Genomic DNA, 18820 nt, shown 5'->3' with positions numbered 1-18820 from the left:
GATTCTTATGAGACATTTACTTAACCCGTTAGACTTTAGTGTGGAAGAAACCGGACAGCTTTTAGATCTTGCAAAAGATATTGAAGATAATCTTCCAAAATATTCCCACGTATGCGATGGAAAAAAATTAGCGACATTATTTTATGAGCCAAGTACAAGAACCCGTTTAAGTTTTGAAGCTGCAATGCTTAATCTGGGAGGCAGCGTACTGGGCTTTTCTTCTGCTGATTCAAGTTCTGCCGCAAAAGGCGAAAGTGTTTCCGATACCATTCGAGTCATCTCCTGCTATGCGGACATTTGTGCCATGAGGCATCCCAAGGAAGGCGCACCGTTAGTAGCTGCCAGACATTCGGGAATTCCTGTAATCAATGCCGGAGACGGAGGTCATCAGCATCCGACCCAAACCCTTACCGATCTGCTTTCCATTCGTTCTTTAAAAGGCCGTTTAAACGATTTGACCATCGGATTATGCGGTGACTTAAAATTCGGACGAACCGTCCACTCTCTCATTAATGCTCTGGTCCGCTATGATAACATCAGATTTATCTTAATCTCCCCCCCAGAACTTCGGGTACCTGAATACATCCGGGAAGATGTACTTAGGACCAATCATATTGAATTTTTGGAAATGGACAGCCTTGATGATGCCATGCCCGAGCTTGATATCCTCTACATGACCCGCGTTCAAAAGGAGCGCTTCTTTAATGAAGAAGATTATATCCGCTTAAAAGACTGCTACATTCTGGACCAGAAAAAAATGAAGCTGGCAAAGGACGATATGTATGTTCTTCACCCCCTTCCCAGAGTCAATGAAATCTCTGTGGAGATCGACGAAGATCCCAGAGCTGCCTACTTTAAACAGGCTCAATACGGCGTCTACGTGCGTATGGCTCTGATCATGACACTATTGGAGGTAGAAAAATCATGTTAAATATCAGCGGATTAAAGGAAGGAATCGTATTAGATCATATTGAAGCAGGAAAAAGTCTGGAAATCTATTATAATCTAAGTCTGGACAAGCTGGACTGCCAGGTCGCAATTATAAAAAATGTAAGAAGCAATAAGATGGGAAAAAAGGATATTATTAAAATCGAAGGCGGATTAAACCACATCGATTTGGATATTCTGGGTTATATTGACCACAGTATCACAGTCAACATTATACGGAATAATGAAATTGTTGAAAAAAGGGCACTGAGCCTGCCCCGGAAAATCACCAATGTGATACAGTGCAAAAACCCCAGATGCATCACCTCCATCGAGCAGGGCCTGCCTCATGTCTTCTATCTTGCTGATGAAGCAAAAGAAACCTACCGTTGTATGTACTGCGAAGAAAAATACTCAAAATAAAATGTACCCGGTGATTCTGCCTGATCCTCCTGGCATTCACCGGGTTTTCTTTAAATGATTTTTTTTAATAAAATATCTCTGATAAGACCACCGTATTTTTCTTTTGTCATAACAACTTCATACCCCTGTCTGACCGCATTGTTTTTGCTGTAGACATTGTCGGGGTGGATGGTACACATCAGATACTTATATCCCCTCCTTCTTACATCCCTTTCAGCCGTCTGCATCAGTGAATACTGCAGGCCGTTTCCCCGATACTCAGGCAGAATGGCAATGGACTCCATATGAGCCACCTTTTTTAGTTCCTCTTTTGGCAGACCGATATCCCTGCCAAGGTTATCTTCCTGTTTCCCTGGAAACCGGACAACAAACACGCCTGCAATATTTCCTGAGTCCTTAACAATGGCTTTGTATCCCATCCCGTTATCATTCTGAAGCACCTCACGGATATTCTCTGGATTATCCTCCACAAACCAGTCCTTCTTTTCCATTTGGTCCCATACCCTGTGAATCACATCAGCCAGCGCCTGAAACTCATCAGCCACCGCTCTCTCAATGGAAAACTCCATAAACCGGCCCTTTCTTCTATTAAATTAACTTAAACATTTCTAGTGAACCGGCAGCCAGGATAATTGGTACAGCCATAAAAGTCCCCAAACCTGCCGCTGCGCCGTCTTAATTCTCCCCCGCATTGCGGGCATATCTCGGCCGTCTGATTTCCTGCTTCCAACAATTTACCCATCTGCTCATAGCACTGCTGATTCATGGCACAGTCACTCAATGCCCTGTGAGCCCCCTCTGTACTGATATTAAAATACGAGGAAATATCCGTCAGCCTGTGGCGTCTGAGCTGAGGAAGGCAGCTTTTTGCCATATAAAGTGTGTCCACATAATCATTGGGTACATCCTTTTGAAGCAGTTCCTCTGCTGCTTTATAGATAAAAAGCAAGTCAAAAGACTGGATATTGTGCCCGACCAGGATCTCCCCTTCTATAAAGGACAGAAAATCCGGAAGTACCTGGATTAACCGGGGCGCAGTCTTTACCATCTCGTCGGTTATTCCATTCACCTTCGTAGCTCCGGCCGGTATATGAGTTCCAGGATTTATAAGGGCCGTAAACTCCTCCACCGGTTGATGTCCCTTCACCTTGATTGCTGAAATCTCAATGATAGAATCTTCCTGCGTACTGATTCCTGTTGTCTCCAAATCAAATACCACATAGTTTTCAGCGAATTCATTCAGACGTCTGCCTGTAACCTGTCTGACAGCCATAATTTCCTCCGTTCTGTATATAGATATGTATGATTTCTTTCCTTGCCAGATGGGGAAAATCAAAACATTTCTCCAGGTACAAGTCTTTGCAACACCTCTATTATACCGTCCGGCGCTTCATCCATCAAGCTTCCAGGCAAAATTCTTCGCTTCTGATATTGTTTCTCAAATCAAATACCGGTTTCCCCTGCTCCCAGAGTATGGTCATCAGATATGTATGACGGTTGGGATCATAAAGGGGATCACCAATGATCTCATCATACTGTCTGGCATGATAAACCATAATATCCGTTTTTCCATCTTCACTTTTTACAAAGCTGTTATGTCCCGGTCCGTAGATTCCCTTATCAGGATCGGATTTTAAAACCGGATTCCGCTCCTTCTTCCATGCATTCCTGTCCAGTATATCTTCTCCTGCATCGATGCTTAAAAGTCCCATGCAGTAACATGCGCCTGTGGCACTGGCGGAATAAGTGATGTAGATCTTATCTTTATGCTTTAACACAGCGGCTCCTTCATTGACCCAGAAGCCTTTTCGTTCCCAGTCATAATCCGGGGCAGTAAGCGTCACCTGATCGGTAGAAAGCTTCCATGGTGTTTCCATTCGGGCAATATACAGATTGGATATCTTTTTCCCCACACTTACTTTCTCCGCCCAGACGCAGTACCAGTCCCCTTTATGCTCAAATACGGTCATATCAAGGGAAAAATCCTGAAATGAAAATTCATCATAAGCCTGCATCATTCCAAGTTCTTTCCAGTTTCCTGTCATTGGATCAGCCTCTTTGCATTCCAACACATAAGGACGGATTTTCCAGATGTCATCCACAGCTCCTGCTGCAAAGTAAATATACCAGCAGCCATTGATGCAATGCAGCTCCGGAGCCCAGATATGAGCGCTCATGATTCCTTTTGAGTGCCTCTTCCATACGGTTCTTTCCCCGGCATCCCTTAGTCCGGGAACCGAATCAGAGCAGCGCAGTATGATCCGGTCGTATTCCGGCACCGAAGCGGTAAAATAGCAGGTTCCATTGGTATGCCTGTATATGTAGGGATCCGCTCTCCGGGTGATAAATGGCTCATTGTACAAAGTCCTTTTAAAGTTATTCTTATCCATCCTCTGCCACCTCTATCCTTTCACAGCCCCTGCCATCATTCCCTCAATAAAATATTTCTGGAATGCTACAAACAGAACAAATATAGGTATGACCGAAAAAACGGAGCCAACGATCAAAAGGCTGTAATTATCCCCGTAGGGGTTGATCAGTGTATTCAATCCCAGGGTCAGCGTATACTTACTTGATGACCGGATAACCAGTAAGGGCCAAAGATAATTGTTCCATGCATTCATACCATTTAAGATGGCCATTGCAGAAAATGCCGGTTTCATCAGGGGTATGATCAGCCTGAAAAAAATCCCATATTCTGTGGCTCCGTCTATCCTTCCGGCTTCCAGAAGAGACTGGGGAATGCTGACCAGATACTGGCGGAAGAAAAAGATTGTGGATGCATGGGCAACAAATGGAAGGATAATGGCCGTATAATTGTCCATCAGCTTCCAGCTTGACATCTGCTTATAAAGAGGGAGCATTACCACCTCAAGGGGGATGGACAGAATCAATAGGACAATGAGAAACAATACCCTTTTCCCCTTAAATTCATAAGCTGCAAATCCATATCCCACAAAAGAACTGACAAGCAGGGTACTGACCACCGTGATTGCTGTCAGGCAGACACTGTTAAAGAACCATTTCCAGTATTCATGCTGTCCCGTAAAAAGCAAAATGTAGTTATCCAGACTCATTCTTGCAACGTTGATATCCAGATTGAGTCCATACTGCATAAGGTCACTTCCGGGCTTGAAGCTTGCCACGAACAGTACCCAGATAGGAAGAAGGATTAACAGGGCAAGAATGGTGAACAAAATCACCAGTGCTATGGAGATACCCTTTTTTCTGCCTTTCTCTCTCATACTAATCTCTCCCTTCTTCAAAGGTGCCTGTAATCTTAAGCTGCAGAAGGTTCACCAGCATGACAACAATGAGAAGAATCAGGCCAACCGCACACGCATACCCCAGGGCTCTCTTTTCAACTCCCTGCCGGTATAAATACCCCACGATGGTAAGCCCAATGTTATTGGGAGAATTATTTCCTTTGAACAGCATATTGCTCTCGAGAAACATGGATAGTCCTGCATAGATGCTGATGGTAAGGACATAAACCGTGGTCGGCTTTACCAATGGAACGGAAATCTTTTGAAACTGCTGCCATTTGGAGGCCCCATCAATCGAGGCTGCTTCATACAATTCGGAAGGAATACTCTGCAGGCCTGCAAGGAAATAAAGAATATTAACCCCCGTCCATCTCCAGCAAGCCAGAAGAAGAAGTGCAAAAAAGCTGGTTCCTGCTCCTTTTAACCATTTTATGGAATCAATTCCGAAAAATCCAAGGACCTGGTTAAACAGTGAGGTGGAAGCCTCTCCGAATATCAAACGAAAGACCGTACCTGCAACCACAACAGAAGTCAGGGCCGGTATAAAATAAATGGATTTAAAAAGATCTGCTTTCTTCATTAATTTACTGTTTAACAGAGTTGCAAACAGCATGGGAAAAGGAATCAGCAGAATAAGAGTCCCCACCATATATTTAAAACTGTTCCATAATGCCTTTAAAAATATTTTATCAGACAGCAGCCGAGTATAATTGTCGAATCCAACCCATTGTTCTTTTAACACATCCTGAAAGCTCAACAGAACCCCGTTGCAGATAGGAACCAGCCAGAATAACAGCACCGTAATTACAAACGGACATATAAATACATAAGGAGCTATCTTTTTCGAGTAAAAGAATCTCTTCATTTTTTATACCCCTCGAAATTCATTGTCAAGGGTTTCCTGTGACTGTGTGAGCGCTTCCGTCACATCCATACCGTCTTCAAAGATGCTGTTTAACGTAACGTTGCAGAATTCATTGTTAATGGATGGGTATTTTTCATCGGTATAAGACTGCAGGATGCCAATGCTGTCCTTCGTCTTAAGCAGGCTGTCAAAAGGATAATTGGTAAAATATTGGATAAACTTGTTATCCGGATTCTGTGTAAGGGCTTTATCGGTCCATACTGCCGTATTAACAGGGTCAAATCCAAGCACATTCCAGACTTCTTTGTTAGATTCTTCTGACAGTTTAATGAAAGCCATTACATCTGCCGCCAGCTCTGCATGTTCTGAGCTTTTTACAATGGCTGTTCCGGTTCCGCCTCCGCCAATGGTTTTAATCTCCCCATCATTTTCATTCCAGACAGGAACATTTGCAATCGCCACCTGTTTCTTTATATCACCCATATAATTGACATATCTGGAGGTCTGCCAGAAAGGCATGATCTGTACCGCATAATCACCGGTATTATAGAAGGGATATGCTTCCTCATTATCCGGCTGGCCCCCTGGAATCGTAGCAAATGCACCGGTTTCCTGCATTCCCTTAATATATTCCAGCACCTCGGTCATCTCTTTGCTTGTCAGATTCAGTTTCCCATCTTTATCGATGTAGTCTCCTCCCTTTTGAGCCAGCATTAAGTTGACCATCCACTGGGCCGAGGTTTCCACACAGGAAAAATATTTTCCTGTAGCTTCATGATACTTCACACCGGCTTCCTTAAACTGGTCCCAGGTCTTTATATCCTCATAGTTGATTCCGGCATCCTTTAAGAGCTTATCATTATAAAAGGCCACGGTAGTTCCTACGTGTGTGGGAAGGCCATATTCTTTTCCATCCTTTGTATAAATATCAAGCCTTGACTGTACAATGTTTTCTTTATATGGTTCAATGGCGTCATTTAACTCCATCAGGCCAATCTTCCCTGTCATGAATGCCGGAAACTTTCCAAGTTCAATATCCACAACATCCGGTGCTCCCTCTCCGGATTCCAGTGCAAGAGACAATTTATTATGCATGTCATCATACTGCATATTGCTGAGCACCAGTTTTACTTTTTTGTCCGGATGGGCCTCATTCCACTTTTCTGCCATTGCCACATAGAAATCCTGATGTAGCTCGATAAATGTCCACACATTTAACGTAGTAACATCATCTCCCCCTACCTCCATTGCTTTTTTTCCTGCAGACGACACCCCTTTGCTGGTTTCTTTTGCATCCCCTCCAGTCGTATTGCTGCACCCTGCAATCACGGATGCAGTAACCGCCAGGCACAGCAAGGCTGCTAATCCCCGTTTTTTCATTATAAATCCTCCTTTTCCAGTTACAACTATATCAAATCAGATGATACCATCTGTATGATTCTTACAGAATTAATTCCTTCATCAATGCCGTAAGTCTATGGCTTACACCCATTCCGGTGCAATTTGTGTTCCTTTTTATATGAAACGTTTAACAATACCTTCTGACCGCTTCCGTATTGACAGACATTTTCTGCTTCTATAACTGCATACTATCACATTACAAATACTCTGTAAAGTAATTTTGCACAACTTATTCAACAAATTAAAACGTTTAATTATGTAATTTTTACATTGTTTTTGTCATATCTTGTTATATGAGCCATATAAAGCAATCTCTTAAGTGTAAAAGTTTGATAGACCTTCCGCTTTTATGTTAAAATAAACAGAACGTTTTACACGGTATTTTTCCGTGCAAAACGTTCTGTTCATAAGCCATAGGGCCTTATTATGTGATATTCTTTATTGATTTGCGAACCAGCAGACTGCATCCCACATAGGAGACATTCTCAGAACCTGCTTCCATAATTTTTCCGTTTATAAGATCAATGATCCGTTCACTTGCCTTATATCCAATATCATGGAGCGGTAAGTTTACTGTAGTCAGAGGCGGGCGGTAATAACCTGATAATTCCCTGCCATCGTATCCCGCTATCGAGATATCTTCTCCAACCATCAGCCCCAGTTCGTCAACACGGTCATAGACGCCTCCTGCCATTAAGTCATTCATGCAGAAAATTGCCGTTACGCCCTTTTCCAAAAGCAGATTGCTGCAACGATAGCCGGCTTCTCTGGTCCAGTCCCCTTCCAACACCAGCCCCGGATCATACAAGATTCCGTTCTGAAACAGAACCTGCTGGTATCCGATCAGGCGCGCCTGTGCATGAAGGCTGTCCGGCTTTCCGGTTATCACACCGATCTTTCTATGTCCCTGTGACACCAGATATTGCAGCATTTCGGAAGCACCATGGACATCATCGACAACAATAGAAGGAACCTTTTCGCTTTTGGAATACCCATACGCCATAACTGCCGGAACGGACAGTGTGTCAGGAATGCAGCGTATGATTCGTTCATGGGCGGCTACGTAAATGATTCCCTCCACCTGTTTTTCCATCAGCTTCCTGATTTCAAGACCTACCGTTTTATAATAATCATCCCGGTTGTAATACGTATCATTATACTTTTTAAACAGCCTTAAATTAGTCAGAAGAATCTGGTAGTCCCGCTCCTGGCAATAATCTGTGATTCCATCTATAATATCCGGAATGCTGAAAATCGTCATGTCCTCAGCGATGACCCCGATGCTTCTGGTCTTTTGCATCTTTAAACTCTTAGCCACAACATTGGGAGTATAATCCAGTTTTTCAGCCATCTCCAAAACTGTTTTTCTCGTTTTTTCACTTGCACCAGGCTTATTGTTCAATATATTTGATACTGTAGCAACGGATACACCGCAGTATTTTGCCAGTTCTTTGATTGTTGCCATTGTATGCCTCCGGGTCCTTTTGAACTAATTAACTCAAATTTTCACGCAATTGTCAAGAGGCGACGGAAAAATGTTAAACGTTTTACCATTTCTATGTACAAAAATGTCTCCCTATTGGGATAACATATGGGGACTTTGATACCTTATCTGAAATAATATGTGATTTCATTCCAAAAACATCCATAATCAACGTTTCGGTAACGATGGCACCAGGTTCTCCCTGAGCGATCAGTTTTCCATTTTTCATTGCAAATAAATGATCTGCGTAGCGGGCAGCAAGATTAATATCATGCAATACCATTACGATCGTGGTTTGCTTTTGCTGATTCAGATCGGCCATTAAATCAAGAATTTCAATCTGATAATTGATATCCAGAAAGGTGGTCGGTTCATCAAGGAATAAAATATCGGACTGTTGCGCCAATGCAGTAGCAATCCATGCCCTTTGCCTTTGTCCGCCTGACAGCTCATTCATTCCACGGTCCGCAAGCTCAATGATATCCATGATTTCCATTGCTTCTGTTACTGCTTCCAGATCCTGTCTTGTCTGTCCCTGGAGGAACTTCTGATGGGGGTATCTTCCGCGTGCCACCAGGTCACTTACCGTAACTCCCTCTGGGACAATCGGGTTTTGTGGCAACAAGCTGCAGATTCTGGCAAGCTGCCTGGGCTTCATGGATAGTATCGGTTCTCCATCAAGCGTTACCCTTCCTGCCCTCGGGGTAATTATTCTGGTCATGGCCTTCAATAAGGTAGACTTGCCGCAGGCATTGGCACCTATGATCACACTGATTTTACCGTTGGGTATTTCAAGGCTCACATCATGCAATACAATTTTTTCATCATAACCCACAACCAGATTTTCTACTTTTAAAATATGTTCAGATTTCATTAAAATTCTCCATGTCGATTCATTCGTATCAGCAAATAGATCAGATAGGGGGCTCCCAGCAATCCTGTAATTACGCCTACCGGAAATCGAATTGCAAATGCCTGCTGCCCAATCATATCTGCAGCCAGAACCAAAACAGCTCCAAATCCCCCTGCTATGACCGGGGAGGAATTCCCATATCCTGTCATACGTTTTGCAATGGGCCCAGACAGAAAGGATACAAACGCTATGGGTCCGGTAGTTGCAGTAGCTACCGCAACAAGAATGACAGATGCAACCAGCAGAATTCCTCTTGCCTGGTTTGTATGAACCCCCATCGTGATTGCAGATTCCTCTCCAAGCTCCAGTATTTTTAAAGCTTTTGAATAATATAAAATAAATGGTACGCAAACCACCGTGACCAGCAATAATAAATAAACTGACGGCATTTGTACTCCATTCAAACTTCCGCTCATCCATCGTATTGCACCTGCAATATCATTTGCATTTCCAATTAAAAGAAAATAGCTGACTGCGGAATTCATTAATGCCTGAAATCCAATTCCTACCAATATCAGACGTCCTGTAGAGTACTTTTTTAATTTGGACAGGAAATAAATCAAAATTGCTGTTACCGCAGCTGCCAGTATCGAACCTCCAAACACAACGCTGCCTCCAGCATGAAGGATTACGATACAGAATACTGCACCGGCGCTGGAAGCTGATGTAATTCCAATAATATTAGGATTCGCCAGAGGATTCCGAAGCATCGTCTGAAACACGCTTCCTGCCAGCCCGAAGGAAAACCCGGTGATTATTCCAGCCATCATCCGCGGCAATCTTAAGGTGAGAATGGCAAAAACCCCATGTTCCATATCTTTTCCAGCCAGAACTTGTACTACGGTTTTCAATGAATAAAAAGTATTGCCAACCGTCATCATTAGTCCGCAGAGAATAACAGCCAATACCAGGAGAACAGCCTCTACAATCCGATATCTTTTTTTTCTTTTTTTCTGCCCCTTTTCAATAAGAGCAATATGATCGATATGATTCGTCATAGCTTCGTCCTCATTGCTGCATAAATTAATATCGGAGCACCTACAAATGCTGTCACCACTCCCACCTCCAATTCTCCAGGGTAACTTAACAGGCGGCCAACTACATCTGAAATTGTCAGAATCACTGCTCCTGTCAACGCTGACAGCGGAATTGTGTAACGTAAATCCGCTCCGGCAAACAGGCGGACCAGGTGCGGTGCCAAAAGGCCAATAAATCCGATTGGCCCGGCAAGCGCCGTAGCACTTCCACACAAAACAACTCCTGTCAGTGCCGCACAGATACGTACAACTCCAGTCCGCACGCCTAAACTTGTGGCTGACTCATCCCCCAGAGCCATTGCATTTAATGCCGGCGCAAGGGCAATTGCCATGACAATACCGATTCCCATAAATGGTGCCAGCAAAAATACATAGTTCCATGTTCCTGCGCCGATACTTCCCACCTGCCAAAAACGGTATTCTTCTATCACATAAGAGCGTGGAATCATAACCGAACTGATAATACAGGACAGGGCCGCACTTGTTGCTGCTCCGGCAAGAACGAGCTTCATTGGCGTGGCTCCGCCTTTTCCCATAGAGCCAATTCCATAAACCAGTACAGAGGTAAGCCCGGAACCAGCCAAAGCAAGTGCAATATATTCACCGGGAGCCGATATATGTAAAAAAGCAATCCCGCAAACCACAAAAACGGAAGCCCCTGTATTCACACCTAAAATCGAAGGATCAGCAATCGGATTCCTTGTAACAGCCTGCATAAGTATTCCGGATACCCCAAGTCCTGCTCCGCAGAGCAAGCCGAAAATTGTCCTTGGGATCCTTTTTCTAATAACGTTTACTCCGTATTCTGAAATCCCGGGATGAAAGATTGCATCTATGATTTCACTTACCGTAACCTGCCTGGAGCCCAAAGCAACGGACATCATTACGGTTAATACCAACAAAACCATAATAACAAATAAAGTTATTAAAATTTTTTTTGGCAGAAACAGCCCATGCTTCCTGCAACTGTTTCTATCATCTTTTTTATACTTTTGTGTTTTCATTACTTCTGAATATTACCTATTCCTTCTGCAAGTTTCTCCACATATGCATCAATCATATAATCAAAAGAAAGCGGGGTAATCGTAAGGGCTGCAGATAATGCACTTCCATTTTCAATACTGACGATTGCATTATTTTTCAAAGCAGGGATTTCTCCAAGCACGGCATCCGCTGCCGCCGCTTTATAGGCTGATTCAGAGCTGTAGCCGATAAGGAAATCTGCATCATATAACAAATCTGCATTTTCAGCACTTAAATCAAGGGAATAGCTTCCCTCCTTCATGTACTGGCTCACACTTTCCGGATATGTAAAACCAAAATCATAAAGGATCTGACAACGGGTATCCTCCGGTGAATAGGCATGAAGACTGGATAAGTCCTTTTCATTAAAGGAAACCCATACAAATTTCTTTCCTTTAAATTCAGGGTGTTGAGCGGTCTTCTCTGCAATTGTATCCTTCATGGCTGAAATTAAAGCTTTGCCCTTTTCCTCCAGCCCAAGTACTTTTGCAGTAATGCTGATCCATTCCTCTGTACTGATGGTCCATGCTGTTTCCGGGTATGCTACTACCGGTGCAATCTTACTCAGCAACTCATACTCTTCCTGAGTCATTCCGGAATAAGGTGCAAGAATAACATCCGGTTTGCTGTCAGAAACGGCTTCATAATCGATGCCGTCTGTGTCCTGGAATACATTTGGTTCTGTTACGCCCAGCTCTTTTAACTTTTCCTCTGTCCAGGGCAGCATTCCACTCTCATCCTGAACACCATAATTTGCCGCCGAAAATCCAACAGGTACCACACCAAGAGCCAGTACAACATCCTGATTGCCAAATGCTAAGGTAACAACTCGTTCCGGCTGCTTCTCAATCACAGTTTCTCCAAATGCATGTTTAATAGTTACCGGATATGCAGCAGATGCGCTCTCCTGTGCTTCTGGTTCAGCTGCAGCTATGGTTGTTTCTTTCTCTGTTTCATTAGCCGCCCCCGTCTTTCCTTCCTGGGCTGTCTTTGCATTCCCGCATCCAGTTACAGCAACTATCACTGCCAGAACTGCTGTAATACTGATTATTTTATTTTTCATGTCTCCTCCTTAAAAAGATTTTATTATTTTATTTTTAGTTAGCTATAGCTAACCTAATCAAGTATACGTACCTTTAATTATCTTGTCAACATATTTTTATTAACTAAAATATTTTTTGTTAATAGAATTGAGTTTTTCATAAACATTTGTTATACTTAACTCAATATAATTAAAATCGGCAGAGGAGAAGTATTATGGCAATCATGAAAGATGTAGCAGCCAGAGCAGGAGTGTCCGTCTCCACCGTAAGCTTTGTTTTAAATGGTATCTACAAACAGCATAAAGTAGCAGAAAGTACTGCAAAAAAAGTATTGAGGGCAGCCAAAGAATTAGGGTATCATGTCAATAGTTCCATTGAATTATCCCCAAGTTCTTCTGTCAGGCAAAAAATTATTGGAATCTTTTTTCCGCAAGAGAATCATGCAACCGATTTGGGCAAGATAACCGAGAATATTTATCAGTACACCGCAATGCAGAATCTGGCCTGTAATATTATGATTATACCGTATCAACTAAAGCGGCTTCCGGAAATAATTAAAAATATTGATTGGAAAAATCTAGATGCAGGGATTGTTGTTATTTCCCATTTAAAAGAGCCGCTGAATTCAGGAGATTTTCCTGATGAGCTCCCACTTGTTTTTTATAACTATTCTGATTCCAGATTTAACAGCGTATCCTGTAGTTCCACAGAATCCAGTAAACAGCTCTGTGATATTATTCATACGAAAGGGTATAAGGATATTGCAGTCATAGAAGGTGAAAACTCTCCCAGAATCTGTGATTCTTATTTTAAACAATTCCTCGAACTATGTGAGCAGTCCGGAATTTTTGTCTCTGCGAAAAACTATATCTCTGTAGAAAATTCTTTTTATGGTGGTGCCATTGCTGCAAGAAAGCTTCTAAATTTCAACAGCCGTCCTTCTTTGATTTTATCTGCAAATACCGTATTAGCACAAGGGGCGATCCCTGTATTTGCAAGAAACAAGTTCTTTATTCCTTACAATACAGAGCTTGCCACTTTTGGATTAGATAGCGAGTTGCCTTATCTTCAAAATCATATTCCATCTTTAACGATGGTTGTTATCCCTTCCATAGAGATGTTTCATATCGCTACAGACCTGGCCTTTCAATTAATAGAAAATCCAGAAATAAAACCGGTTCACCGGATTTGCCAGTGTAAACTGGTTTTAAACGAAAGCTTATCGATTTGAGATTATTTCGGTGGGGCCATCTGCGCCCCACCGACTCCTGGCCATTTCGACCAGAAGCCCCAGGGCTCGGTCAGGGATATACATACAAAATAGCTTTATATACAAACTCCGCACCTTAGCCCTTAGCCTGGTATTGCTCATTCCAACTTTGTTCTTAACGAACAAGATAACTCAGAAATAATATATTTAAAAGCAGACCCATTTGCATTTTAATGCTTGCACCAGACCACGATTCATACAGTATATGTGCCTTTGTGAGATACCTACGCAAAAAAACAAACAGAGCAGCCGGAAGATTAATCCTGCTGCTCTGTTTTGCGTCATTCTGTTTTGAGTCATTCTCTTTTTGGTCTGTTTTCAACCGGATCTTTGGTGCATTCTCATCCGGATATTAACAATTGTTTAAAGTTTTGAGCAAGACGATAAGCCGGGTTATGTCGTTGAATGGCCATCTATCTAGGCCTGCCGTCACCAGCAGGCTCAAGCGACCTACCCGGGAGCAGACGGGCCGCCTTACGCTCCCTGTTCGGTCTTGCTTCGGATGGGGTTTACATGGCCCCTTCTGTTACCAGAAGGGCGGTGGTCTCTTACACCACCTTTCCACCCTTACCGCATGATGCGGCGGTATATTTCTGTTGCACTTTCCCTGGAGTCACCTCCGCCAGACGTTATCTGGCATCCTGCCCTGTGAAGCCCGGACTTTCCTCACCTGCAGCCTTTCGGCTTTGCAGCTGCGGCCATTTGTCTTACTCAAAACTACAATAGCTTATCATATATTTCTTGATTTGTAAAGTCATACCTTACACCTTAAAACAGCTTCCTCCGATAAACTCACGTATGATGGAGTTACGTGGTATATCTTCACTGTTCACACCAAGAAAATAATCCAGGAATTTTAAGAGGCGCTTTGCCTCCATATATTCCGGTGACTCTCTCGGGATACCAAATAGCAATGGCTCTGCAAACTGCTTCAACACTGCCAGTTCATAAACCGTTGCGGAATTAAACATCACATCTGCAGATTCCTGGAAAGGAAAGATATAAGATTCTTCTCCATGCCGGACCGTAGGCCACATCCGTATCGTATCCTGGGCAGACGCCCCTCTGGTTCTGGCATCCCGCACCATCCGGCGGATCAGGCGGCAGTCTGTGGTCGGAATCCGGTTATGCTCATCAACGTTAAGCTGTGTCAGTGCGCTAACGTAAACACGAAACTTACTTTCTTTGGGAAGAGAATAAGACAGCTTATCATTTAAGCAGTGAATTCCTTCAATGACCAGTATATCGTCTTTTCCCAGCTTTAAATAATCCCCCCGGTATTCTCTTTCCCCTGTCTTAAACTGATACCTTGGCATTTCCACCGTTTCCCCGGAAAGAAGAGCCGTCATATCTTTGTTAAACTGCTCCACATCAAGGCTTTCCAGCACTTCAAAATTGTAGCTTCCGTCTGGATTTTTGGGACTGTTTACACGATTTACAAAATAATCATCGGCGGCAATGGGATGAGGAATCAGTCCCTGGGCCTTTAGCTGAACGGACAGGCGATGGGAAAAAGTCGTTTTTCCGGAGGAAGAGGGACCGGCGATCATAACAAATTTCTTGCTTCTGTCTGCGCCTATTTTTTCCGCAATCTCAGCAATCTTTTTCTCCTGCAGCGCCTCCTGGATCAATATCAGTTCGTTGATATTTCCCTCTGCAATTTGTTCATTTAAAGCGCCTACATGAGAGACATTAAGCCGTTCTCCCCATTTTACACTTTCTTTTAATACCTGATAGATCTTTTGCTTATTCTCCGCTTGAAAAACAGGAACCTCTTTTGGGCTTTCCTTTTGGGGAAGCATGAGCATAAATCCATCATCAAATAATACCAGATCAAAATATTTGATATATCCCGTATTCTGCACCATGTATCCGTAGTAGTAATCTTCAAACCCGCCTATGCTGTAAATATTCACTCTGGATACCCGGCGGTAACGGAACAGGCGTTCTTTGTCATACATGCGGTGCTTATGGAACAATTCAATGGCATCGTCTGTATTCACACTCCGTTTCATAATAGGGATCTTACGGCTTACGTATTCTTCCATACGGGCCTTTACCCGCCTAATCAGTTCTTCCGTCAGTTCAATCTCTCCCTGAGGCTTAATGTAATAGCCCTTCCCAAGAGAAAAGTCCACAGTTACTTTTTCAATATGTTCCGCTCCTGCCACATCATAAAATGCTTTCATCATAAGGAAAATTGCACTTCTGTGATAGGTCTGGATTCCCGGCTCATCTTTCCCTGTATAGAAATGGAGGTCACAGTCAAACTGTACTGTTTTATGAAGCTCCCTTAATTTACCGTTTACACTGACCAGCAAGATATCATTTTCGTATTGAGGCTGATATTCCTTTGCAATTTCCTGATACGTCATTCCAATGGGATACTCCTTCGCTGCTCCGTCAATTGTTACAATTGCCATATTCTGCCTCCTTATACCAGTGTTTCAGGAAATACCACTTCCGCCTTTTTGATGGCCAGAGCCGTACCCGCTTCCTTTTTCAGATAGTCTTCCATAAAATCAAGAAAAAGGTATTCCAGGCCATAATGGCCCGCATCAATAACAGCCATATGATTGGCTGCTGCGTCAATGCCGCTGTGATGGCCGATATCTCCTGTTATAAGCACTTTCACTCCGGCGTTCAGCGCAGGACTGATCATGCTTCCTCCTGCTCCCGGACTGATGCCTACAAAATCTACAGTCTCTAAAAGTGTATCCTCCCCATATATGGTGAGAAACGGAAGTGAAAACCGCTCTTTGACCAGCATGGCCACTTCCCGTATCGTCATTTTCTTATTCAAATATCCAGTTTTCCCAATTCCATAAGAAACCTCTCCAAGCATGCCCGACGGCTCTAAAACCTTTACATCCGTAAGCCCCAGCTTCTCTGCGGCTGCATCTGCCATACATCCTGGCGCCGCATCAAAGTTGGTATGCATTGCATAATAAGAAATATCATTGACAATCAGCTTTAAAAGGCGTCTGCCGATAAAATCCTGATCATTGATTTTCTTTAATGGTTTAAAAATAAGCGGATGATGGGTAAGAAGCATATCCGCTCCCCAACGTACCGCTTCCTCCACCACTTCATCGGTGGCATCCACTGCAAGAAATACTTTATTCACATCTTTGTTGCTTCGCCCGGCCAAAAGGCCCACATTATCCCAATCACAGGCACAGCTTGCAGGTGCCAGCCGTTCCAGCTTACTTATCAGTTCATCGCATCGCATCTTGTGCCTCCTTATTCCAGGACAGCTCCGTCTCAAGCTCCTTCATTCGTTTCTTTGCGGCCTCACTTTCACCAGCAGAAAGCCCGTTTAAGATTCCTTTGATCTGCTCTTCTTCTTTTTCCAGATATTCTGTCAATACAGGATTCTTTGACTCCAGAAGACTCTTTCCATACCGGTATGAAATCTCACGGTCCTCGTTTCTGTCAATATAAGAGCCACGGACCGCTCTCATGACAACGTAATACTTTCCTTCTTCCTTTATCATAGTCTCCTCTTCAATGAAAAATGCCTGTTCTATAAGGAACCGGCGCATCTTATGAAGCTCTGACTGGGGAGATAGCACCCAACAGGGAATGTGGTCCCACAGGCGTCTGCCTTCTTCCAGGATATGTATCATCAATTCTCCGCCCATTCCGGCGATGACGACACAATCTGCTTCGTCTTTCTCTAACTTTAAAAGTCCGTCGCTTAAACGGACTTCAATGGCATCAATAAGACCAGCCTCCCGGATATGGGACTGGGCCCTTTGCAAAGGCCCCTTCCTCACATCCATTGCAATGGCATGATTTGCTTTTCCTTCCTGTACCAGATGGATGGGAATATATCCGTGATCCGTTCCGATATCCGCGATCCTGCTTCCTTCCGGGACAAAGGCTGCAATGGTTTCCATTCGTTTTGATAACTTCATCTCAAACTCCGTCTTGTATCTTTAATCATCCAGATAATCCTTAAGCTTTTTGCTTCTGCTGGGATGGCGCAGTTTACGCAATGCTTTTGCTTCTATCTGCCGGATTCGTTCTCTTGTAACATTAAATTCTTTTCCTACCTCTTCCAGAGTTCTGGGGCGGCCGTCGTCAAGGCCGAAGCGAAGCTTTAACACCTTCTGCTCCCGCTCCGTAAGCGTATCCAAAACCTCCATCAACTGCTCATGCAGCATGGTAAATGTGGCAGCATCTGCCGGAACTGCCACCTGGTCATCCTGTATGAAATCTCCAAGATGGCTGTCCTCCTCTTCTCCGATGGGAGTCTCCAACGAGACAGGTTCCTGTGATACCTTCATGATCTCCCGCACCCGTTCCACCTGCATGTCCGCTCTTGCTGCAATCTCTTCCGGTACAGGTTCCCTGCCCAGTTCCTGTAAAAGCTGTCTGGAAACGCGCACCAGGCGGTTGATTGTCTCTACCATATGGACCGGAATCCGTATGGTGCGGGCCTGATCAGCAATCGCTCTTGTAATGGCCTGCCTTATCCACCAGGTAGCATACGTACTGAACTTATATCCTTTTCGGTAATCGAATTTTTCAACAGCCTTAATAAGCCCAAGATTTCCCTCCTGGATCAAATCAAGGAACTGCATCCCCCGTCCCACGTAACGCTTTGCAATACTGACTACAAGACGTAAATTGGCTTCTGTCAGTCTCTGCTTTGCATTATCATCACCCAGTTCGATATTTTTTGCCAGTTCAATCTCATCTTCACTGGACAGAAGCGGAACTTTTCCGATTTCTTTTAAGTACATGCGGACCGGGTCTTCCACACTGACACCTTCCGGAACAGACAAATCGATGCTTTCCATATCGATTTCCTCTTCCTCAATCTCTTCTTCAATAAAGAGATCTTCATCCAAATCAAGTTCTTCCGCTCCGATTTGAAGTACATCCACCTTATGGGTCTCCAAAAAATCGTAAATCTGATCCAGTTTATCTGAATCCAGTTTTTCTCCGCCAAAAATATCCAGAACTTCCTGATTTTCTAATACATTCCGTTTCTTTTTTCCTAACAAAAGAAGCTGATTTAATTTTTCTTCAAATACCGCAGCCGATTCCTCTGCCTTTTTCTCTGCAATCTGCTCCTCTTCGGTTTTTCCTGCCCCCACCATCTTATCTGCTGTCTTCTTCACATTTTCGTCCATGTTTTTCCATCCTTCCACAGCCTGC

Annotated in this window: 18 protein-coding genes and 1 other RNA gene; 3 read left to right on the top strand and 16 right to left on the bottom strand. The window is 43.5% G+C overall.

All coding sequences use genetic code 11. From position 1 onward, the window contains the following. Positions 1-7: 7 nt before the first annotated feature. Both pyrB and ACLTWA_RS00665 read left to right on the top strand, forming a co-directional pair. Positions 8-931, top strand: coding sequence for an aspartate carbamoyltransferase (gene pyrB / locus ACLTWA_RS00670; protein WP_412325633.1), 924 nt, complete (start codon positions 8-10; stop codon positions 929-931). After that, positions 925-1350: an aspartate carbamoyltransferase regulatory subunit gene (locus tag ACLTWA_RS00665; RefSeq protein ID WP_412325632.1), complete on the top strand. Its 426-nt coding sequence runs from the start codon at positions 925-927 to the stop codon at positions 1348-1350. Before pyrB ends, ACLTWA_RS00665 begins: the two co-directional genes overlap by 7 nt. A gap of 50 nt (positions 1351-1400) precedes the next feature. Here ACLTWA_RS00665 and ACLTWA_RS00660 read toward each other — a convergent pair whose 3' ends face one another. From ACLTWA_RS00660 to ACLTWA_RS00610, 11 genes are all read right to left on the bottom strand, one after another. Continuing rightward, positions 1401-1919, bottom strand: coding sequence for a GNAT family N-acetyltransferase (locus tag ACLTWA_RS00660; RefSeq protein WP_412325631.1), 519 nt, complete (start codon positions 1917-1919; stop codon positions 1401-1403). 29 nt (positions 1920-1948) lie between these two features. Further along, positions 1949-2623: an exonuclease domain-containing protein gene (locus ACLTWA_RS00655; RefSeq protein WP_412325630.1), complete on the bottom strand. Its 675-nt coding sequence runs from the start codon at positions 2621-2623 to the stop codon at positions 1949-1951. Positions 2624-2747: 124 nt separating this feature from the next. Next, complete coding sequence (locus tag ACLTWA_RS00650; RefSeq protein ID WP_412325629.1) at positions 2748-3740, bottom strand: family 43 glycosylhydrolase; 993 nt, start codon at positions 3738-3740, stop codon at positions 2748-2750. Positions 3741-3752: 12 nt separating this feature from the next. Continuing rightward, complete coding sequence (locus ACLTWA_RS00645) at positions 3753-4595, bottom strand: carbohydrate ABC transporter permease (protein ID WP_412325628.1); 843 nt, start codon at positions 4593-4595, stop codon at positions 3753-3755. A 1-nt stretch (position 4596) separates the two neighbouring features. Beyond that, on the bottom strand, positions 4597-5481 hold the full coding sequence (locus ACLTWA_RS00640) for a carbohydrate ABC transporter permease (protein ID WP_412325627.1): 885 nt from the start codon (positions 5479-5481) through the stop codon (positions 4597-4599). A gap of 3 nt (positions 5482-5484) precedes the next feature. Continuing rightward, the gene (locus tag ACLTWA_RS00635) at positions 5485-6861 is read right to left on the bottom strand and encodes an ABC transporter substrate-binding protein (protein ID WP_412325626.1); all 1377 of its coding nucleotides are present in this window, start codon (positions 6859-6861) and stop codon (positions 5485-5487) included. Positions 6862-7306: 445 nt separating this feature from the next. Next, a complete protein-coding gene (locus ACLTWA_RS00630) occupies positions 7307-8347 on the bottom strand; it encodes a LacI family DNA-binding transcriptional regulator (RefSeq protein WP_412325625.1) in 1041 nt (346 codons plus the stop codon). Positions 8348-8438: 91 nt separating this feature from the next. Continuing rightward, complete coding sequence (locus ACLTWA_RS00625) at positions 8439-9239, bottom strand: ABC transporter ATP-binding protein (protein WP_412325624.1); 801 nt, start codon at positions 9237-9239, stop codon at positions 8439-8441. Beyond that, on the bottom strand, positions 9239-10276 hold the full coding sequence (locus ACLTWA_RS00620) for a FecCD family ABC transporter permease (RefSeq protein ID WP_412325623.1): 1038 nt from the start codon (positions 10274-10276) through the stop codon (positions 9239-9241). The genes ACLTWA_RS00625 and ACLTWA_RS00620 overlap by 1 nt, the downstream gene beginning before the upstream one ends. Continuing rightward, complete coding sequence (locus tag ACLTWA_RS00615; protein ID WP_412325622.1) at positions 10273-11319, bottom strand: FecCD family ABC transporter permease; 1047 nt, start codon at positions 11317-11319, stop codon at positions 10273-10275. The genes ACLTWA_RS00620 and ACLTWA_RS00615 overlap by 4 nt, the downstream gene beginning before the upstream one ends. Next, positions 11319-12401 carry an ABC transporter substrate-binding protein gene (locus ACLTWA_RS00610; RefSeq protein ID WP_412325621.1) on the bottom strand — a complete coding sequence of 361 codons (1083 nt, stop codon included), beginning with the start codon at positions 12399-12401 and terminating at the stop codon, positions 11319-11321. Before ACLTWA_RS00610 ends, ACLTWA_RS00615 begins: the two co-directional genes overlap by 1 nt. A 194-nt stretch (positions 12402-12595) precedes the next feature. Here ACLTWA_RS00610 and ACLTWA_RS00605 point away from each other — a divergent pair, with 194 nt between their 5' ends. Next, complete coding sequence (locus tag ACLTWA_RS00605) at positions 12596-13612, top strand: LacI family DNA-binding transcriptional regulator (protein ID WP_412325620.1); 1017 nt, start codon at positions 12596-12598, stop codon at positions 13610-13612. A gap of 407 nt (positions 13613-14019) precedes the next feature. On the opposite strand, the gene rnpB is transcribed toward ACLTWA_RS00605, so the two are convergent. From rnpB to rpoD, 5 genes are all read right to left on the bottom strand, one after another. Continuing rightward, an RNA gene (gene rnpB, locus ACLTWA_RS00600) (RNase P RNA component class A) lies at positions 14020-14365 on the bottom strand. A gap of 47 nt (positions 14366-14412) precedes the next feature. Next, positions 14413-16074: a nucleoside kinase gene (locus tag ACLTWA_RS00595; protein ID WP_412325619.1), complete on the bottom strand. Its 1662-nt coding sequence runs from the start codon at positions 16072-16074 to the stop codon at positions 14413-14415. An 11-nt stretch (positions 16075-16085) separates the two neighbouring features. Then, positions 16086-16883, bottom strand: a complete 798-nt coding sequence (locus ACLTWA_RS00590; protein WP_412325618.1) for a Nif3-like dinuclear metal center hexameric protein — start codon at positions 16881-16883, stop codon at positions 16086-16088. Then, on the bottom strand, positions 16870-17571 hold the full coding sequence (locus tag ACLTWA_RS00585) for a tRNA (adenine(22)-N(1))-methyltransferase (RefSeq protein ID WP_412325617.1): 702 nt from the start codon (positions 17569-17571) through the stop codon (positions 16870-16872). Before ACLTWA_RS00585 ends, ACLTWA_RS00590 begins: the two co-directional genes overlap by 14 nt. A gap of 21 nt (positions 17572-17592) precedes the next feature. Then, positions 17593-18762 carry an RNA polymerase sigma factor RpoD gene (gene rpoD, locus ACLTWA_RS00580; RefSeq protein ID WP_412327145.1) on the bottom strand — a complete coding sequence of 390 codons (1170 nt, stop codon included), beginning with the start codon at positions 18760-18762 and terminating at the stop codon, positions 17593-17595. Positions 18763-18820 lie beyond the last annotated feature (58 nt).

The sequence above is a fragment of the Lacrimispora sp. genome, from assembly GCF_046972725.1.
GTDB lineage: Bacteria > Bacillota > Clostridia > Lachnospirales > Lachnospiraceae > Lacrimispora.
The sequence above is the reverse complement of the archived record's forward strand: the minus strand, read 5'-3'. Positions and strand labels throughout refer to the sequence as shown.